Below are 19,863 nucleotides of genomic sequence, written 5' to 3' on the forward strand. Positions count from 1 at the left end.
TCTGCCGCCACTCTGTCACGAAGCTTCGCCGCTCCTCTGCACTGTAACGGGCCCGTCTTGTTTTTGTTGATCTTTGCATTGACCGCAACCTTAACCCATCCCGGCTCGCTCAAGAAGGACGCCCGCCGCTTACCGCTTACGAAGCATCAGCACTGACAGATGAACTAAATTGCTTTTGTTGGCACGCCGTCGTGCATAGCCGAAAAGAAGTTGAGAATTATTTGCTTCACAAAGCCGCTATAGCCCGCGCGATCACAAAAAAATCGGCAGAACGCTTGGACTCGGGATCAGCGGGTTTCGCTGAGGATCGCATCGAACCTTTGCTCCTTGAGTTGACTGAAGGATTAAAGAACAAAGTGCAATCTCAGCTTGTCACCGCTCGTCAAGCATTTGAACGGCGAATCCATCCTGGAACACATCCCAGCAATATTTCCGAAGCCGCCATGAATGAATTCGACGCTCAGTGGAGCGTTTGGGCCGGAAGGGTAAAGCTAGTATCGGGAAAAGAAGTGCTCACGATGCTTAACCGCTATCTTCAGAGTGTAGGCCTGCCCGCCCTAACGCCGTTATCCATCATCGATGCTATGCAACGAAGCGACGTCCCTCGGGAAATCGTTGAGATCATCGATAAAATCGCCGAGATGAAGACAACTCCTTTAGAAGAACAGCTCGATTACGAGCTTTCATGATAGAAATTGCGCGACCAGAGGCAGGGACTTAACGAATAACTTTGCTGCCCTTCGGGAGCAAATCACTATCTCTTTGGAAAAGGTCAGGCTTTCGTCGCAGTGTGATATCTGGAGCCATTCGCGCTATAGCCTCGATGCGGCGGCCATTGATCGGGGTGGCTTCGTCCTCGATCTCCTTGAAATTTGCCACGACTTTGCGGAATGAGTCTGCCACGGCGCTCTCGCCGAACACGCTGAAGGACTTGCTGCGATAATTTTGGTTCAGCATGAACATCATGCGCTGTAAATCAATGTAGTCCTCCACCGAGCCGTCATTCATTGGGAGGAAGGGGAACAGTTTGCCATTGAGCAAATGGAGATCGCGGACCATGCCGTCCGGCTCGCACCAGCCCCGCTGCTTGTAGTAGTCGCGGTATTTGTCGAACAGCTGTGTAGATGGCACGGGCGCAAACAGCATTGGGATGATCGAGCCGATCACATCGGATACGAACAACGCCGTTTGCACCACGTTGCTGATGCTCTCGCCTGGCAGGCCGTAAAGGCAATACCCGTTCACGTCCAGATGGCGCAATTCGAAACCCGCGCGCTCAATGTTTTTCGCCGCTTCGACAACGTGCTTCAGCTTGACGTGTTTCCGGTTCAAACTAACGAGAATGTCGTCGTCCACGTTTTCAACGGGCAGGTAGATTTTTTGAAAATGTGAGGCTTTCAGCAAGTCGCACAACTCTTGCGAGCTGGCGAGGAAGCGCGTATCCAAACCCTCCGGCGCGTAGAGCCGCCACGGTTTCTTGGCATCCACGATTTTTCGGAGCAACGGAATGAGATTATCCTGAAATTTAATCAAGAGGAAATCCGCATAGAAAGCGAAGTCGCGGATGCCAAACCGCTCATGCTTGTCCTTCATCTCGGCAAAGATGTCATCCACAGACCGGAAGCGAACCTGCTGTATTCCGTTGTTAATGGTCTTGGCCGCGCAGTAGTGGCAGTTGTAGGGGCAACCACGACTCGGCGTGATGATGGCGTAAGTCGGTATGTTGCGATAAACCGTAAGGTCGGTCCACAGATCGTTGGCCTCGTGAACTTCGCCAGCCACGACGACGTCCGCGCCGGTATAACGGGCAGCATGGTCGGGAGCGATGGACGGGTAAATGCCACCGATAATAATCCGCGGCCTCTTTCCCATCAACCGGCGAAGCCTTGTGATGAGGTCGCGGGTGCTTTCCCACCAGTAGGACATCACCGAAGCGATGTAAATTTCGTGCGGCGGATGCTTGGCAAGCCCTTTGGCCTTTACCCAGCGCTCAAACGCATCCCACGTTTTGCCGAAATGATATTTGTGAAGCTCCAACGCCTCGCCGTCCTTTTCGATGCGATACGGCCGCGCCTTCGACGTCGGGCCAGACTGCTCGCCGTAGGCTTCATCGCAATGGATGCGATGCTTGGGGACGATCCGCTTGCTTTCCGCGTCGCCGGGATCGCCGGAGACGGGCGTCGCTTCCATGAAGTCGTAGAAATCAATATGCTTGTAACGGTTCTTCTTCAGCAGTGCCGCAATGCGCACCAACCCGTACGGCTGCGACCACTCAGCCCAATACTGCGTGTCATAAACTGGAGGGTTGATGAGCAATGCAGTCTTCCGGCGCGGATTGCCGTCCAGTGAACTTAATTGAAACTGACGATCAATTTTCATTTGTGGCCTCTGATTTAATTAGCGGCAAACCAAGATTCGTAAGAACCTGCTTCCCGTCCACAACCTCGATCATCCGGCGGTTAACGATTTGGTGCAGACGTTCTCTTGGTGCTCGCGGAACAAATGTCCTAGTGGACCTTTTCAAAAAGCACCTGAACGCCATCATTTCCGTTCCCTTATTCCCGGAATAAAAAATCGGCGGTTCGGAATCCGAGTCAAATTGTGACTGCGCTGCCAGTTGTGCAATCAGGTTCATTACGTAAAGTTTGAGCCGTGCTTGCTCTTTCGGGTGGTTCAGGTATGCGTCGAGCACGCTGTCCGCAGAACGGCCAAACCGTTTCAAGTCTCTTCGGATTGTCATTAACGATTCCCGAACCTCGTGCTGGTCCACCTGATCCAAGTTGAAACTCAAGAGGAACAAGAACTCGCTTGCTCCAGCACCGGACTGTCGCACGAACACCTGCCGGATCGCCTCCAAGCGTTGGAGTTGGCCGGCATCTCGGTAAAAGAGACCGCCTGAATAATCCAGCGACACGATGTCATACGGCCAGGTTGGGGTGCTGCCGAAGTGATCTTTCCCCGCGATGAGTAATTGGTCGATATCCCCCCTCAACAAACTCAACTTGCTGGAAATCCCTAGTTTGAAGGCGTTGACCAAAAGCTCATTTTGGAGAATCCATTCACGGCCCGCTTCACCGCGCTCAACTGCCGTAATGCGTTCCAACAGAGGATTCCATTGTTCAACATCCTGGAGCGACGAAGACGGCAACCCAAAGTAACTCAAGCGACCAAGACGTGGCCCCAAGTGCTTGCGAATTGCTTCGCACTGAAGATCGCGAACGACCTGTTTGTTCGGCGTAAATGTCTGTGGCCGCTTTAGCATGAAACCGCTTTGCGCAACGCCTCGTTGATTTTATGCACTAATGCCTCGAAACGATCCTTTTCTCTCGCAAATTCCTCCCGAAGAACCGAAATAACTACCTCGTATACCTTCTTGGTTTTCTCGTCCATTGCGAGGTCTTGTCCAATGTCCACAAAGAGGGAATGACCATTACTTCCGGCTCTCAAAACCTGATGCAGTTTGCGTGCTCGGCGAACCAACCGTGTGGCGCGACGGATCACACCGCCGTCTTTCTTTTTCGCCCGTTGTGACTTCGCCAGCCGTTTCGCTAAATCTTCCAGTACCTTCTGCACTTGGAAGTCTTTGTCCTCCCTGAGCGCGTTTTCCAGTTTGCGATCTCTTAATTCCTGCTCTGTCTTTGCGAGCAGTCTTTCGCTGCTGTCCACCACCTCACGAAACCGGATGTTGCTGGCTGTTCAAGTCCGCTTGCAGATTTAGTTTGGCTACCAAACCGCCGCATCGGTCGTAAAGACGACTCCGCGATTCGTTATCCTCAAAATCGGTTCGATCCGCCGTCGGTACGACGCCGGCATCCAGCACATGAATTTCTCCAACGAAGTAAAAGGCGCGTTCTGGCGCAGCATGCCACACTGCTTTGCGCACGAGCATACTGTCTCCAATCGCGATGTTGGACGTGCGAAAGTGGAGACCGCTGTGCGGGTGCCGTTTACCTTTACCCATATCTGTTCCATCGTTCGGGAACTGCCCCTTTTTCAAATGTTCACAGAACCAACCGTATGCGATCACTTCATCAGATGAACCCTCTTTGGCTAGGATGAGTTCAAACTGTGGATGCGACGTGTCTTTCAGGGCAGGTTTGTAGATGGGGCTGCCGTTCACTAAAATCGAGATTTCGAGAAAGCGTGGATCGACTTGGTGCAACCGCTCGCTGATCACTTTCCCAAACGAGAACCCTGGATCGAACGGAATCGGAGCGGTCTGAATCAAGTATCCTCGAATCACGCTGTGGTCGACAAGTTGCTGCGCGTCCTTGTGAACGCCGTGCAACTCAACTACCGTATAATGCGCGTCGGGTCGTTCGGCCCGTTCGGTCACGCGACTGTGCTCGCGCAGCAGTGGTTCTAGAGGCGGGTTCTTTTCTTTCCTCAGACGCGCCCGTATGCCCGCAGCGTCAATTTCTACTTGATACGTCTTCGCCTCGCCAATTTTCGACGAGGTGACAATGAGGCGGTCACAAGCGCTGATCGCCGAGAATTTCCCAATGCCGCGAAAGCCAGCATGCGTTGTGGACTTCTTTTCCGAATAGCCGAGGTAGCGGTAGCGTTCGACTTCATTCCGTGACATTCCCACACCTTTGTCCGCGATGATCAATGATGCCGGCGATGAGGTTATCTCGATCGGATGGAGTGTCTCTCCCTTGTGCGTGCGTTTCAAATCCGCCAGGGCGTCATAGGCGTTTTGCACGAACTCCCGCAGGATGTGCTTTCGGTCGGGATACAAGCCGTGACTCAATGCTTCCAGTACCGACCCGTAAGCGAAGTGCTGTTCTTGCCTTTTGACTTGTTTCATGGGTTGTATCTTCTGCTTGGTGTTCAGCTGAGTTCTTCCAGGGACGCCTTGATGTCGGCGACTTCGGATTTTTCCAAGCCCCAATACTCGGCGGCGAGTTTTAGGTTCTCGGCCTCCAACGCGGCCAGCGCGTCGGTGTTGGCCGCTGCGGTTGCCTCGTGCAACGCCTTGCTGTTGGCGGCGAGTGAACGATGCAAATTTTCCTTCGGGTCAAATTTCCCGATGCGGATGTATTTCAAAATGTGTGGGCTTGGATGCAGCGCAACGTAGCCTCTGACAATGAAATTTGAGGGTGAAGAATTGAGCAGCGCGCAGAGGTAATGAGCCTCGTCAGCAGAGGCGCATTCAACAGTAACCAACGTGTGGTCAGGGACGGGAACTTTTTCGCCGATCGGAGAACTGACTGCCACAATGAGTTCGTTGGCAACTTCCCGCCAACAGACTTTATGGTCTGCGAACGTGTAAGAGCCGACGTTGTAAACGGAGTAAAACGGTGCGCGATCTGTGTCAAAGTAGAGTTTGAACCCGCTCCGACCACGAAGAATTTCTTCGAACCTCTTGAGGTAGGAATAAGTCTTCGGGGCTTTCGCCTGCATCTCGGTGACAGGAAATCCTTTGGCCGGATCTTCCGGATCGTGTGGAATTAGCACCTGATACACTGGCGAAGATTTCCACCTTTTGATATCTGCACCCCGCAGAAGCGGAAACAGGAAGTCAGGCTCAATCGCCATGCTGACGTTCTCCACATCAATCTTCCCTCCGTCGTGCAAGTTATTAATTACGACGAGTCCATCCTTTCTCCGGGAAACTTCTTCAACCCAGTAAACGCCATTCAAATAGGTGCATGACCCCTTCCTGCCCTTATAGGTCGAAGGTCCGACAATGCATTCGACATGTGCGAGAGCTTTGCGTCGCCCCGTAATCCAAGGAGATGTGCGCTTCTTGAGGTCGAGTGGGCGCGCAACCCATTGGTAAAACGTCAATCTTTCCATCGCCTCGTCGTGATCGGCTTCCGTTGGGATGTTCCCACGCTGAGTCTTTTTCCAAAAATTGTATGGGACGGGGTATTCAGTGGCCGCACCTTTTTGAAGTATAAGGACTGCAGTTCTGTTCGTTGCGCCTTCGAAGCATTGCACACGACTAAAGTCATCTACCTGGAGCACGCGCAGGTGTTCGCCGTCACCAAGCTGAAGTCGTCGAAACCCTTCGCCACCACCTTCCGTTTTGAAGATGGATTGCGTTATAACGAACCCAAGTTTTCCTTTGGGTTTGAGATACTTGTCCGCTGACACATAGAGAAGCAGCACCGAAAAGTCATCATCGCTGCCCCGGACCGCGCGCGTAATCCTTTGTGTTCAAACAGTCGGTATTTCGTCCAAACCGAAGAAGTCCGCTGCCTATATTCGTCAGGTAAATTTGACCAATGTATCCAAGGCGGATTGCCGGCGATGCGGTCGAACTGTGGCTGGAACAGCGGAGCGAAAGCGTTCTTGATAATGCGAGCCCAGATGCCGTTGATCTTCTGCCGTTCCAACTCGCGTAACTGGACGAACAATTCCTCGACGATAGCAACGTCGCGGGCGTCCTTTTTGGGATCGAGCGGAAACTTATTGCAGAGCGCAGCGGTGAAGGCGCCCTGGTGCGAGTCGTTTTTGACATGTTCCTCCAACAGGTTTGCCAGTTCGTCAATGTAGTCCGCCTTCACGAGAGTGCGCGGCAAGGCGAACTCCCCGACGGAAGTCATGAACAGAATTTTGCCAACCTTGTCCAATTCCTCACCAGCGGACGGCGTCAGCACGGAGTCGGCGAGATAAACCGGGATGTCAATTTCGCCTTGGATTTCATCGAGCAAATCGCCCAGCGCGAGCAGGTAGTTGGTGCGGGCGCTGATGACGGCGAGTGGATTTAGATCGTAGCCGACGACGTTGGCGAGGATGTAATCCAAAAGCTGCCGTCGGGTGATTTTCTTCTGCGGCAGCAGCACGTCCCGCGCATAGAGGCGAATGTCGCGGATGTGGAGAACGACGAACGTGCCTGAACCGCACGAAATATCCGCCAGCCGCTCCGTCGGCAGACGCGGGGCGCGATCCGGCGGGCCACCGTGCAACTGATTGAGCAACTGCGTGTCGAGCCAGTCGGGGGTGTAGTATTCGCCGAGATCGTGCCGCAATTCCTGCGGCATGAGGTTTTGGTAGAGCTTCTTCAGCAAGTCGCGCGTGCCGTCAGGATCGGTGTCAAGCGTGACGAACGAATAATTGGCGAGTTGGTGCATCACACCGCGTAACGACTGGTCAACTTCATGGGTCCAGTCTTCGAGATACCAGACGAAGAAATCACCTTCCAGGAAATTGCGGATGCCGAGATGCCGGAAGATGCCGCCTTCCTCCATGTTGCGGAGATAGCCTTGCAAACCTGTGGAGTCCATGCCGATGGCCTGCGCGAGCGTGACCGGTTCTTGTGCGGCGATCCGCGCAACTTTGCCTCGGGCATAAAAGTTGACAATCTGCACCGCCAACAGTTTGATAAACGTGGCGTAGTAGGTGTGGATGGCGAAGAATAGCTTGAACGGCTGCAGCTTGTCGCGTGCTCCAGCACGAACGGCGTAGAGTCGGGCCAGGGCTTCTACATCCAATTTAGGGGAGTTAGGCTCGTAGCCACAAATTTCGCTGAACGTGCGCGCCCATTGCTGGTAAAGGGCGTTGATCTTTGGATTTTTTGATGTGGTGAGAACTTGATAAAATGCAGCGACACATTTACGTGACGCGGGAGTATTTTCACCGAAGTCGCGCAAGAGGTTTTCCGGCGTAGTGGCGAGTTCGGTCTGAAGTGCGGCGAGATAGTTTAGAAATCGTTCGCAGGAATAGACATCCACAGGAACAGGCGGCTCGACATGCCAGACCCCCTCACGTTGCTGGAGGAAGATGAAGTAACCACCGTCGCAAACGACGCCGGCGTAACGCTCCATCTTGTGGCGTTCGCGCCGGTGCAATCCACCGATGTAATCTTTTGCCTGCTGAATCGCGTGCCGGTTGTTTCCGTGTTTGTTCGATGGTTTCAGGAATCCAGGGCGCTCGTATTCAATGACGAGACGGTTATAGACCGTGTCGGCGCGACCTTCGATCAATGTGACTTCGTCACGCGGCTGGATGGGTGCGCCAATGGATTGGGCTGCCTCCGCGATAGCCGCTTGAAAAGGGATGCGAAACTCGGCCTCGTTCGCAGCGCCTTCGGCTGCGGCGAGAGTCTTTTCGGCGAGTTTCTTTGCGACTTCCTGAAACGAGATGTCGTGTGCTGCCATTGATCAAGTCCCCCGCTGACGTTGGAGATAGGCGGGCCGGGGAAAAACTATTTTCACGGGCTGCCGATAGACGGCGTGCGTGACAATCAACTCACCTTTGCCAAGCCGAGTCAGATTCATTTTCAAATCGTCGTCGAGGAAACGATAGTCTGGCGTGGCAATCTCGCTCGCGCCGGTGCGGCCGAGAATCTTGGTAGCGCAGTTGCCCGTAACACGCGAGTGAACGGCGGACATGAATTGCTGGGCGGAGAACAGCACAACACCAAGCGAGCGCCCGCGTTCTGCGATGTCGAGCACCTGCTCAAGGATCGGCGAACCGCGTGTGCCAGCGGGGGCGTATTTGTTCAGCTCGTCCACGAAGAAGATGACCTTTTCCGGGATCGGCTTCTTGCTTGTGCGGTTCTCCGGGTCTTCCGCCTTGAGTTCGTAAACGGTGCGCAAGACGTCGCCGAACACGAGCTTTTGTTCCTCATCATTGAGACGGGCGATGTCCACGACGTAAGTGTTGCCGCCCTCAATTTCGCGAATCTGCTCGGCAAGATTGAGCTCATTCCGGGCACGGGCGTTAGCGAACAAACCCGTGCTTCGGGTGCGGATAATGCGGCGCAAGTGGCGGCGAAGTTTACCGATCGTGGAGGCGTAGTGATCGCCCCACTTCGCCGTCTTGCCGTCTTTCACGAGCGGCTCGCCATTGAGTAAATTGTCCCAACTGTTGCAGTTCTTGAACGATGGCTCACGATTCATCAAACCCTGCATGACATCGCCAACAAGTGCATCCATCGAGCCCGACTGGTCGGAAATATCCGACAGCATCAAATCGAGCTTATCGGCTGCGTCCTGCAACGAATAGGCGAACGTTTGATAGCCGGACGCCGGTTCAATAAAGCTATTCGGCATTCCCGGCTGATTGCTTCGCGGCAAGAGATAGCGGACGTTCTTGAAGGGCCGCGCTTCCATGCCCATTGCTTCCCACATTTCGTTTTGCTCGACAGTGGGATTCTTATCCGGGCGCTGGTCAATCTGGAGCAAGTCGCCCTGCTTCACATTGAGAATGATGACGGCGATCTTATCGCTCAATGGCACGCCATCCTCGTCTTTCGACTTCTCCGCCTTTTGCAGAATGGATTGGAGCATGAACATGGCGAACGAGGTTTTGGTCGCCAGACCGCTGATGCCGGACATGTTGATGTGCGCGCCTTCCGGGCCGAGAATAAACTCCTGGTCAATATAGGCGACGGTGGACGCGCCGTTGCTCATTTTGATCAGACCGGCGGGGATTCGGTTTTTCTCGGCCATCGTGTCAATGCCAAGCGCCTCGTGAATGCCATCCGGCGAGGCGAACTCGACAAGCTGGTCGTTCTGGACCGGCATGTAGATTTCGCCGTTGTTGGAAAGGATGTTCACCTTCGCGACGTTTGTGCCGACGCGCGGGGTGTTGATGTTGTTGTCGTTCACGTCGCCGAAATTAGAAGAAGCAAAATTGGCGAGGTGATTGGGCGAATCGGTTTTGTGCTCAATCGTGGTGACCAAGCCGTAAGAGCGTGACGGATTTTCTGTGGGCTTGCCATCGACGATGGCGCGGCCAATGTGTTTCACCTGAACGATGTCGAAGGGGTTGACGATTTTCTCCGGTGCGAGCCAAAAATTGAATTTGTCGCTGGAATTGGCGTCCCGCTCGGTCGCGGACGTTTTGCCGATCACAACGGGTTGGGGTTGGTCTTTTTCGTCAGCCATAAAGTTACGTCAGTGGTTTGCGCTTCGGCCAGCGGATGGAGGCTAGTAAAACAGTTTCTGTGAAAAAATTGGCCTTGATGACGCGCTCAGCGGTGAACACGGGATAAAGGTGGGCGTGCCAGCGTTTGTCCAAGCCGTGCGGTGTGACGTTCCGCTCGGCGACCAACGCGGAACTCAAGCTGTCCGCAAGCTCGGCGGGGACCGGCTTGCCATCAGGTGTAGGAACTTCAACTTTGACCACACCCATCAACGGATAATCTACCTCCCCTTGCTGGCGCAGCCGGACATACCAGAACGCGACTTTGCCGCCGTGCGCAAAAAAGGCTGCCGTGCGGCAGCCGTATTCGAGATTCATCAGCAGTCGGCTGATGTCTCGGCGTTCCGTGCCCTTGTTGCCCTTACGAATTGAAAAAGTCGGAGTGCGGTCAAACGACTTGGCGACGCCAACCGTGCGGGGCAACTCAATGAACTCGCCGCGTCGCACGCCGCCGTCAATAATGGTCCATTCGTCCGGCCCTCGACGCTCCGCAAACTCAGTGATGAGACGAGTTTCCAGCAAGTGCATTTCAAAACGCGCCTTCGCGCCAGCCTTGTCGCGGGGGTCTTGGCGCGTCTTGCTCAAATCGTCCGGCACTTCGACGTCAATGACGCGGAACAGTTTGCTTTCCAGCTTGCGAAGTTCGGCGAGCAGGGATTCAGAAATGCCGCGCCCGCCAGTGTGAGGGACGAGCAGAAGAATCTGTCTTTCAAACTTCGCGACCTCCAACGACCCGTCCTGCTTGCGGTGCACGATGGCCGAACCGATTTGAGTCAACTCCAGCGGATAGGAGCGATCCCCTTCAATGACTGTGCCAAGAAAATACGTTTTGATTGAACCATCGCAGAAATACCGGAAGACATGCTTTTCGTCGCGGTAAACCGGGGGCGTCTTTCGGTAGAGGTTCCTCCAATCCGGCACGGGAGACTCCGCAAAATCTTGGAAACCATCCTGGGCGTCAGTTTTTGAGCCAAAGAATCGGTCGTCTGCTTCCTCGACGTCGGGTTTTGCCATGTCCTCAAAGGCGCCGCCAGTGGCAGGCAAAACACTTGCGTTCGAACCGATAAGTTCGATTGCAGGACCGAGAAAACTCAATGGCGAGGTCATCATTTAAGCCCGGCGAACGCTAAACAAATTGATATCGAATGCAAAGGGCGGATTGAAATGCCGTGAGTCAACTCATAACGCCCTGCTCCTCGTCAACAGCCCTTCGCACCTGTTTGTGTTGGTGGTTGTGTTGGTTCTTGTTCGCCATTTCTCGCCCTGTTTCACCTTGTTTCAAACGAAGACCGAAAAACCGTCCAATCTCAACAACCCCAACAAAAACGGCCCTGAAACGTGAGTTTCAGGGCCAGAAATTGGTTGCGGGGCTAGGATTTGAACCTAGGACCTTCAGGTTATGAGCCTGACGAGCTACCGGGCTGCTCCACCCCGCGTTCCAAGGGAGCTGTATATTGCCTCAGGTTTGCCGCAGTGCAAGAGCTTTCTGTAAAATCGTCACTTTCCAGTTCACCGCAACGCGTTGGAACAACGATCTTCACTGGCTTTGACGAGCGAGGACGAAGAGCAGGGCTCGGAATACACAACGCATGAGAATCCCGGACGTCTCGTTCCCGCGGATTGAACGGCAAGCGTCACTCGCGTTGCGCAAGCATGCGTCGGGAACTGAAAGCCTCGAGCAATTCGCCCGCAGTGATTCACCACCTGCACATGAAACCATCTGACTTCCGAGCGAAAAAATAAGAGGGGTGCTGTTTTTCAGACCCTCTCTTACCTGCCAAAGACGATTTCCGCCCGGCAACTCAGGCTCTTTCTGCCGAGCGCAGGATGCGAAGCAAAGGAAAGGCTGGAACCAGGACAAGCCATCCTTGTTCAAGGTTCCAGCGTGAGTTCCGCGCCATCCATCATGATGCCGGCGCTTCGGTTTCCTTCTTGGGCCGAGAGCCGGTGAGTTCGAATCCATAGTCGCCGAGCTTCGCAGTCTCGTTGCGGTACATCCCGACAAGGATGTCCCGCGAACGACGCACGAAGTCCGACACTCCGGCTGGATTCTCAATCAGAATGCGGCGTCGTTCCAGAACCTTGTCCAGCTCGACATACAATTGATTGATCTTGTCGTCCACCTCCTTCGCTTCCTTGATCAGCGGTTCGATTTTGTCCCACTCCAGGATGTTCAGAGGCGATTGCTTGCCGTTTTCCTTGTGCCCGCCGGCAATTGCCTGGGAGAGCGCAATGATTGCGGTGGGTTGTTTGGGAATGTTAATGCGTGTTTTAGCCATGTTTATCACCTGCCTTCTAGTTTGACGTTATATCGTCTTTATTGAAGACGACCGGCGAATCTGAAGGCATCAACTGTGCCAGAATAAATATGCGAATCATGTGCATTATATCCCTAAATGGTGGGGTCATAAAACGTGAGTTATAGCGCGTCGCAACCGTTTTTGTTACAAAGACTTGAACTTCATTATTCGGTTCCTGACCCAGTTGGGAGGTTTCGAGGAAAGATGTCAGCCCGAGAGGGGCTTTCGAGTTACCCTGACTCAGTGGTAGATGCCTGGGCTTAATTGTGAGACACAGCGGCATTTCCACATCCCAGAGCGTCCAATGCGTGGCGAGCCCCGATAAACGGATGCCGGTCTCATAATCCTAAAAACGCGAGAGAGAATTCGAGGAGTGCTGTAAAATCGTGATTCCGACGCGAATATCAGGAATTCAATCTGAATATTCGGTTATTCCTCCGTGAAATTTCATTTCCAATCTGAAAATCACGATTTCCGGCACGGCAATCACGATTCCAATGTGGAAATCGTAAAAACCAGGACGGATATCTCAAAAGCGAGATGGATATCGTGAATTCCTGGAGAGAGATCGTAAATTCCTTATCGATATTGTTCTGTACGACATGGAAATCGAAACTTCCGGATGGCAATTGCGATTTCCACACGTGTTGGCACTAAATCGCGCGGGTCAACCTATTCTACCCTCGGGCAAAGCAGAAGTCGCATGGGGGCGACTAGCACCACCTTTTTCCCGCCTGCGACGCACGAGCGGGAGGGGGGTTGGGGGAGAGGGTGCTCGGATTCGTTCTGCAGCGCGGCATCGTTCCCAACTTCAAAGACTCCTCCTCTCCCCGGCCCTCTCCTCCACTCCGAGTGGAAGAGAGGGAGTTCGAATGGGACCGCACAGGCAATTGTTTGGGCGCTCGGCCCACCGCATCATTCTCCCCTCGCCTGCGACGCAGGAGCGGGAGAGGGGCCGGGGGAGAGGGTGCTCTGATTCGTCTTGCTGGCGCGGCATCGTTCCAATTTCAAAGGCTCCTCCTCTCCCCGGCCCTCTCCTCCACTCCGAGTGGAAGAGAGGGAGTTCGAATGGGACCGCACGGCGTCATTCCAAAGGGCGCGCCGTACGGCATCTCTTTGCTGGCCCAATTTTCGTGTGATTCGTCTGTTTCGTGGCAGACCTTTTGTCTGCGTTTCCGGTTCGTCCTGCGCGGCCTCGCGCGTTGTTGTCCGCGATTCTTCTTGGCATCGCTCCCCTGCTCGCCTAAAACGTCCGTGCTCTTTGACACGGTGGGCGTTTGCTCACCAGTAACATAGCCAGGCGCAGGGAACCCCGTGAGATTCGGGGACGGTTGCGCCACTGTAACGGGTTACGAACTCCCAATACGCCACTGATCTTCGATCGGGAAGGCGGGAGCCAGGTTAATACCCGGAGTCAGGATATCGGCCTGGTTATGCTCGTCCGGCATATTGCTGAAGTGATCGCAGTCGTCCACGACTGCCTGACCACACTCAGCAACTGCCACTTCTCCGACAAAGAGAAGGATGAGGCCAGTCCTGAAACGCTGGTGCGGTTCAGGGTCGCTGAATGCCTTCATTCTCCGTTGCCGGGGTTGAAGGCGTTTTTGTTTTCGTCATCCTTCTCAATGCACACGTGTCATTCCGATCCGTGTTGCAGCGCGAACAAGACAAAGACAAATCGATTTCTCCCCGCGCTGGTCTCTCAACACCAACCCGTCCCCGGATCAATCCAGGGACATTTGAAAGATCAGCGCATGAAAAAAAACCGTTCCTTCGTTCTTGCCGTAATCGCCACAGTTGCCGTCGCATCAGCCAACGCGGAAACGTTGTCCGAAAACTTCGGTTCCGATCCATTCCAACGCGGGTGGGCCGCGTTTGGGAACACCAACCTGTTCCAGTGGAATCCAAGCAGTCAAAGCCTCGACGTCACCTGGAACTCCTCCCAATCCAACAGCTTCTTCTGGCATCCGCTCGGCACCATTCTGAACCGCGACGACGATTTTTCCTTTGCGTTTGATCTCCTGCTGCGGGAGGTCGGGCCAGCCAGTGAGTACGTCTCCGCATTTCAGCTTGCGCTCGGCATGCTGAACATCGACCAGGCGCAACAGCCAGGTTTTCTGCGCGGCAGTGGCTTCGACTCGCCGAACCTCGTGGAGTTTGATTATTTTCGGGCCGACGCGTTTTTTCCGGACACGGCCTTTCCGACAGCGATCTCGTCGAATATGGTGTTTAACTACAATCCGGGCCTGCAAAACTCCACGAACTACACGATTGCACTAGATACATGGCATCGGATTCAGATGACCTTCAGCGCTTCGAGCCAGGCGATCCTGCTGGAGATCACTCGCAGTTCCGACAACTCGCACGTGCAGGTGCTGCAGCCGCTGAACGAAACGTTCACCGACTTTCGCGTGGGAGCATTCTCCATCAGCAGCTACAACGATGGGGGCCAGTTTCCCGGGTTTGAAGGATCCATTCTCGCGCGCGGAAGCGTGGATAACATCTTGGTCATCACGCCAACCCCGCCGGTTCAACACCTCAGCAGTTTCACCAGCAATGAAACGGCGGGCGTGACATTCATGAGCCGGACAAATTTCAGCTACACGCTCGAACGGACGACGGATCTCCAGCACTGGTCGCCGACGGGCGTGTCAAAACCAGGAACTGGCGGGTGGCTGCAACTGGAGGACGAGATTGTTGAAACAATACACGCTTTCTACCGCGTGCGCGCGGTCCGGCCATGACGACCCAGAACAGAACGCCAACGCGCGGCGTCGTACCCGGGGTGAACCAACGGAGAACGTTTGAGGGGTTCACGTTGATTGAACTGCTTGTGGTTATCGCAATCATCGCGATTCTTGCCTCGCTGATTCTGCCCGCGCTGGCACGCGCAAAATCGGCCGCTCACCGCACGCGGTGCATCAGCAATCTTCACCAACTCGGAATCGCGGCGCAGCTCTACTGGGACGACCACCAGGGTCGATGCTTTCGGTGGCGCGAGTCGCCTCTCAGTGAACTCTACTGGATCGGTTCGATTGGATCAGGCAGAGAAGGCGAACGTCCTTTTGATCCGCGCCCGGGCAAACTCTTTCCTTATCTAAAGGGGCGCGGAGTGGAAGCATGCCCATCGCTTCAGGATTGCCTCCCTGAATTCAAACGAAAGGCAGGCGAACTGACTTACGGGTACGGCTACAACCGCGCGCTCTCCGAGGATTCGCCTGCGCGCGCGGACGTCCGCATATTGCAGATCACGCGCCCGTCCGAGTTCCTCGCGTTCGGGGACGCAGCCCAGGTCAACGACTTCCAGCCTCCCGCGTCGCGGACAAACCCGATGCTCGAGGAATGGTATTATCTGAGTTACACGTCGAACATGACCGCGGCGGCCTATTACCCGAATGGGCACTTCCGTCACAGTCGCCGCGCAAACGGCGTTTTCGTTGATGGACACGTCGCCATGGAAAACCCGGTGCCGGATTCCATTGACCGGAAACTGCCGCGCCAGGTCGTGGGGCAGTTTCGGCCGGAGATCCTGTTGCTTCGCGGAAACGCTCAGTGAGGGAGTGAATCGGGAACGCGCGGTACCGGACGATCTCCTGCTGGCGTCGAATCCTGCAGGGCGTCGTGATCCAGCGGATGTTCCTCCTGCTGCCAATGCTCGGAAACCTTCCCGTCCCAGCACGCGAGGTTCACGGGATAGACCTCGGGATCGAAGATCACGTGATAGAAGTGCCAGACGACGATCGCGAGACAGGCGAGAATCGCTTCGTAGTAATGGATCGTCAGCGCCACATCGACAAGCCAGCGCGGCAGAAATTGCGTCACATCAATTTTGAACCAGATCATCAATCCCGTCACTCCCATGATGATGGTGCCCCAGACGACGGCCCAGTATTCCATTTTCTCAGCGTATCCGAATCGGCCGATGAGCGGCTTGGAGCGGCTCAAGCCGAACAGATAACGGACCGAACCGAAAACGTCTGAAATGTCACGCATCGTGGGAAACAGATCCCTGACAAGCCTTCGCCCGTCGCGGGTTGTGGCGAGATAGATGATGTGATAGAGCCCGACAAGCAGCATGATCACACCCGCGACGCGATGAGTCCAGCGGCGCACCGGTTCGCTGGAACCCATCATGCGTGCCAGCCATGAGTCCGGAAATTTGAGCGCGAATCCGGATAAGGCAAGGACGATGAAGCTGATGGCAAGAAGCGCGTGCTGCCAGCGTTGCGACAGTGTCATTCGCGTGATCGGGCGGCCGCCGCCCCGCAGGTGGGCAGCGATCTTCCTGTAAAAGAGGAGCCCGTTGTGCACGACCATCCCGCCGATCACGACGAAGATCATGATCAGGTAGATTTTTCGCACCCACCAGTTCGCCTGGCTTGAAATGTCCGAAGCGCTGGTGTCGGACGCGATATCAACATGGATCTTGCTGAGTGCGAATTTCTGATTTGCGCCTGGATGACATTTGCCGCACGTGGCCACCAGGTGATCGGGATGAATCGTTGAGTCAGGATGGGAGGACGGAAGGATCTTGTGATACCCGTGGCAGCTCCCGCAGTTCGCTGCCAATGTCGACCCGTATTGCACTGCCAGGCCGTGGTAGCTGTCAAAGAATGTGCGAACGCGATCCTTCGGAAGGTTGTATCGGGTGTTCAGGCGTTCGGACGCGTGGCAATTACTGCAGATATCCTGCGAAATGGTAAGCCCTGAAGTTTGCTTCAATCCCTGGATGCGATGTTCGTAATGGCAGTCAGTGCAGGTGGGGGCATCGCGTTCACCGGCCGCCGCGGCCTTTCCATGAATGCTTGAAGAGACGTCCGCAACCTCCTTTTCATGGCAGGCACCGCAGGTTTCGCCCTGCCGCGAGAAATGCAGCGGCGAATGAACCGAAGTATGCGGCAGCACGTTGTGCGCATCATGGCAATCGGTGCAGCCCGGCGCCTGCAAATCTCCTGACCGCGCGGCAATGCCGTGGACGCTGGCTCCATAACTCTCCGTCTGGAGCGCATGACAAGATGCGCAATCGACCGGCCTGGCGGACTTGCCGTCGTCGGGATGATCACCGCTGATGTCGCTGTGGCAACTGATGCACGAGTTCGTGGTGTGCGCAGACAGTGCGAGTTTCGACTGGTCAACGAACAACGAGATTGCCCGCCCCGCGGTGTTCGTCCTGAACAGCGTCTGGTCTGAATGACAGTCAAGACAGTCGCTGTCCTTGAGAGCCCCCAAAGAACTGGATGAGATTGAGAAGGTTAGCGTTGCGAACCACGCCAACAGCACTGCAAGTCTGAACCGGATAACCATAGCGTGGAAACCCTGCGCGAGCGGTGAGTAATCCTCTCGGCTGCCCTTGCCCTATGCTTCCCATAATTTGCAAAAAACCAACCCGCGGATTGAACCGTGCGAAGCAAAATAGTTTGAGCGGACAGCTGTCCCCCGGCCTGAAAGCCGGGGACAGCCGCTCCCCACCTTGCGCGACTAGTGCAGCAATCGCGTCGCCATGGCGTAAATGATCAGCAGCAGCAGGATGACCCCGAGCCCAAAGAAAAAGTATCCGAACGAGCGCGCAATGCTCTTCCAGCTTTCCCACTCGTCCTTTACGCGATGCTGCTCAAGCCGGCCTTCGCGGACGAGGCGGTCATACCAGCGTTTGCGTTCATGCAGCATTTCCGCCTTCGAAACACGGCCGGAGAAGATCACGGTATCCATCGGGAACTTCTCAATCCGGAAATGCGTGTTGAAGAAATGGATGGAGAAGATGAAGCCTGACGCGAGCAACGCCTCATCCGAGTGAATGATCAACGCGACGTTGATGGTCCAGCCCGGCAGGAACTGTGTGAAGAATTCAGGGAACCAAAGGATCATCCCTGAGGAGCCAATGATGAACACACCCCAGAACACTGCGAAGTAATCGAATTTCTCCCAATACGTCCAGCGGTCGAACTGCGGCTTCTCGCCCTTGCCGAAGAACCATTTGTTGTGCGCGACGAAGTCCTTCCAGTCCTGCCAGGTCGGCATCATGGAATCCGGTCCGAAGAGGACCGCAATCAAACGCTTGAACTGGAGTTTGCCAGTGGCAGGATCACACACCTTGTGCCGCCCCTTCCATGATTTCGCGATCAGCGACGCGACGTGCAGGCCGAAGTACAGGAACGTTACGACAGCGCCAAATCGGTGCAGAGTACGGGCGGTTTCGGCGCCGCCGATGACATTGAACAGCGACCTGGCCCAATCCGTGTAATAGAACTTGAGCGGCATGCCGGTGATGACCAGCAGCAGGAAACTCGAGACCACGAGGAAATGAAGGAAGCGCTCGAACGGCACGAATCGCGTGAACCATTCGTCGCCTGTCTGCGTGCTGGCCTTTGCTTCGCGGAATTTTTTCGAGTCATGCAGATAGAGCCACACCGCGCGAAAGAGCCAGACAATCGTGTGCAGCCCAAAAAACGCGAAGACGCTGATCAACAGGCCAGTCATCGCAAGGAACACGACATGCAGGACAGGATAATTCTCGCGATCCAGCGGATTTGCGTGCGGCTTGTAATCGGTGAAGCCCATTGTGGCATCGGGATGACACGCCTGGCAGGTTGCGAGGATGTTCGTCTGTGACAGCCGCGACGCGGGATTCGAGTGCGGAAGAACGTCGTGGTGGCCATGGCAGTCATAGCACGCCGCCACATCGGGTGCGACGTTTGGCTTGCCCAGCGCCATCGCCTTGCCGTGATACGTGTCGCGGTAATGCTCCAAGCGATCCTGATGGCATTTGCCGCACCGCTGGTCGCTTACCATCTTGAAGTGCCCGCTCTTCGGAGTCTCCACCTCATGCGCCGTGTGACAGTCCGTGCAAACCGGCCCGCGCTTATCGCCGCTCATGAGCAACTGGCCATGGACGCTCTTGTTATATACCTCCTCCACGCCGACGTGGCACTTGCCGCACGTGCCGGCAACATTCGCATGATGAATTGGCGAATCGCGATCGACGCCGCGCTTGATGTCATGGATGCCGTGGCAATCGCTGCAGGAAGGCGCGACGATCAACCCCTTTTCGAGCAGCGCAACTCCGTGGATGCTGTCCCTGTAATGCGCGGCAGCTTCCGGGTTCTTCATCCGGTATTCGTCGGTTAATCCGGCGTTACTGTGACACTTCGCGCAGGTCTGCGGCAGGTTCATCTTGAAGACCGGCGAATCCGTTGCCTTCACCGGTCCAATGTCATGGCTGCCGTGGCAGTCCCAACAATCGGCGGCGTCCGATGCGCCCAGTTGGTGGCTGAGGCCATGGATGCTAAGGTCATACTGTTTCCCGGCTTCTTCGTGACAGCTTGCGCAATCAGGCCGCGGCAGCTTGCTTTCGTGAACCAGATCCTTGATGCCAACATGACAGTCGATGCAATCGAGCCCTGCGTGAATGGACTTCGCAAATGTGTTGGTGGCGAAAACGAGCGAAACTGTTTTCCCGGCCACCACTCGCGTGGTCGTGGGATCCAGATGACAGTCGAGGCAGTCAGCGTTCGAGATCTTCTCGGCCGCCATTGCTGGGGTACCAGCGGCGAACAAGAGGACGGCGGCGCACGAAACCAGTTTGACGAGCACTTTCGTTGGCTCGGCACGAAGCCGCGCCGCGATGTTAAACGATGCTATAACAAGAGGAGGGAGATAGCAGGCTAGCATTGGAGTGGGAAGGACA

14 protein-coding genes, 1 tRNA gene and 1 riboswitch are annotated in these 19,863 nt (G+C 55.1%); of the genes, 3 read left to right on the plus strand and 12 right to left on the minus strand.

The window, feature by feature from the left end; translation table 11 throughout:
- The first annotated feature begins 191 nt into the window (after positions 1-191).
- Positions 192-689, plus strand: a complete 498-nt coding sequence (locus VEH04_14960; GenBank protein ID HYG24078.1) for a hypothetical protein — start codon at positions 192-194, stop codon at positions 687-689.
- A gap of 28 nt (positions 690-717) precedes the next feature.
- Here the strand turns inward: VEH04_14960 and VEH04_14965 are convergent, their stop codons facing one another.
- The 10 genes from VEH04_14965 to VEH04_15010 all read right to left on the minus strand — a co-directional run bounded on the left by VEH04_14965 (position 718) and on the right by VEH04_15010 (position 12,158).
- Complete coding sequence (locus VEH04_14965; protein HYG24079.1) at positions 718-2,379, minus strand: B12-binding domain-containing radical SAM protein; 1,662 nt, start codon at positions 2,377-2,379, stop codon at positions 718-720.
- On the minus strand, positions 2,369-3,262 hold the full coding sequence (locus tag VEH04_14970) for a hypothetical protein (GenBank protein ID HYG24080.1): 894 nt from the start codon (positions 3,260-3,262) through the stop codon (positions 2,369-2,371). Before VEH04_14970 ends, VEH04_14965 begins: the two co-directional genes overlap by 11 nt.
- Complete coding sequence (locus VEH04_14975) at positions 3,256-3,666, minus strand: hypothetical protein (GenBank protein ID HYG24081.1); 411 nt, start codon at positions 3,664-3,666, stop codon at positions 3,256-3,258. The genes VEH04_14970 and VEH04_14975 overlap by 7 nt, the downstream gene beginning before the upstream one ends.
- 4 nt (positions 3,667-3,670) lie before the next feature.
- Positions 3,671-4,810, minus strand: coding sequence for an ATP-binding protein (locus tag VEH04_14980; GenBank protein HYG24082.1), 1,140 nt, complete (start codon positions 4,808-4,810; stop codon positions 3,671-3,673).
- Positions 4,811-4,833: 23 nt separating this feature from the next.
- Positions 4,834-5,802, minus strand: a complete 969-nt coding sequence (locus VEH04_14985; protein HYG24083.1) for a hypothetical protein — start codon at positions 5,800-5,802, stop codon at positions 4,834-4,836.
- Between the two features lie 248 nt (positions 5,803-6,050).
- Positions 6,051-7,934 (minus strand): hypothetical protein, encoded by a 1,884-nt coding sequence (locus VEH04_14990; GenBank protein HYG24084.1) that lies wholly within the window; start codon positions 7,932-7,934, stop codon positions 6,051-6,053.
- A 177-nt stretch (positions 7,935-8,111) separates the two neighbouring features.
- The gene (locus VEH04_14995) at positions 8,112-9,512 is read right to left on the minus strand and encodes an ATP-binding protein (protein ID HYG24085.1); all 1,401 of its coding nucleotides are present in this window, start codon (positions 9,510-9,512) and stop codon (positions 8,112-8,114) included.
- Positions 9,513-9,846: 334 nt separating this feature from the next.
- On the minus strand, positions 9,847-10,656 hold the full coding sequence (locus VEH04_15000) for a hypothetical protein (protein HYG24086.1): 810 nt from the start codon (positions 10,654-10,656) through the stop codon (positions 9,847-9,849).
- 582 nt (positions 10,657-11,238) lie between these two features.
- Positions 11,239-11,315 (minus strand) — tRNA-Met (locus VEH04_15005).
- A gap of 468 nt (positions 11,316-11,783) precedes the next feature.
- Positions 11,784-12,158, minus strand: a complete 375-nt coding sequence (locus tag VEH04_15010; protein HYG24087.1) for a hypothetical protein — start codon at positions 12,156-12,158, stop codon at positions 11,784-11,786.
- A gap of 1,271 nt (positions 12,159-13,429) precedes the next feature.
- Positions 13,430-13,625: riboswitch (cobalamin riboswitch) on the plus strand.
- 308 nt (positions 13,626-13,933) lie between these two features.
- Between VEH04_15010 and VEH04_15015 the strand changes: the two genes are divergently transcribed.
- Both VEH04_15015 and VEH04_15020 read left to right on the plus strand, forming a co-directional pair.
- Positions 13,934-14,923: a hypothetical protein gene (locus tag VEH04_15015; GenBank protein HYG24088.1), complete on the plus strand. Its 990-nt coding sequence runs from the start codon at positions 13,934-13,936 to the stop codon at positions 14,921-14,923.
- Positions 14,920-15,735 carry a prepilin-type N-terminal cleavage/methylation domain-containing protein gene (locus tag VEH04_15020; protein HYG24089.1) on the plus strand — a complete coding sequence of 272 codons (816 nt, stop codon included), beginning with the start codon at positions 14,920-14,922 and terminating at the stop codon, positions 15,733-15,735. The genes VEH04_15015 and VEH04_15020 overlap by 4 nt, the downstream gene beginning before the upstream one ends.
- Here the strand turns inward: VEH04_15020 and VEH04_15025 are convergent.
- Both VEH04_15025 and VEH04_15030 read right to left on the minus strand, forming a co-directional pair.
- A complete protein-coding gene (locus VEH04_15025) occupies positions 15,729-17,408 on the minus strand; it encodes a cytochrome b/b6 domain-containing protein (GenBank protein ID HYG24090.1) in 1,680 nt (559 codons plus the stop codon). The genes VEH04_15020 and VEH04_15025 overlap by 7 nt on opposite strands.
- Before the next feature lie 249 nt (positions 17,409-17,657).
- Positions 17,658-19,847 (minus strand): cytochrome c3 family protein, encoded by a 2,190-nt coding sequence (locus tag VEH04_15030; protein HYG24091.1) that lies wholly within the window; start codon positions 19,845-19,847, stop codon positions 17,658-17,660.
- Positions 19,848-19,863 lie beyond the last annotated feature (16 nt).

It is taken from the genome of Verrucomicrobiia bacterium (assembly GCA_035629175.1).
In the GTDB taxonomy this organism is placed as follows: Bacteria; Verrucomicrobiota; Verrucomicrobiia; order Limisphaerales; family DASXHY01; genus DASXHY01.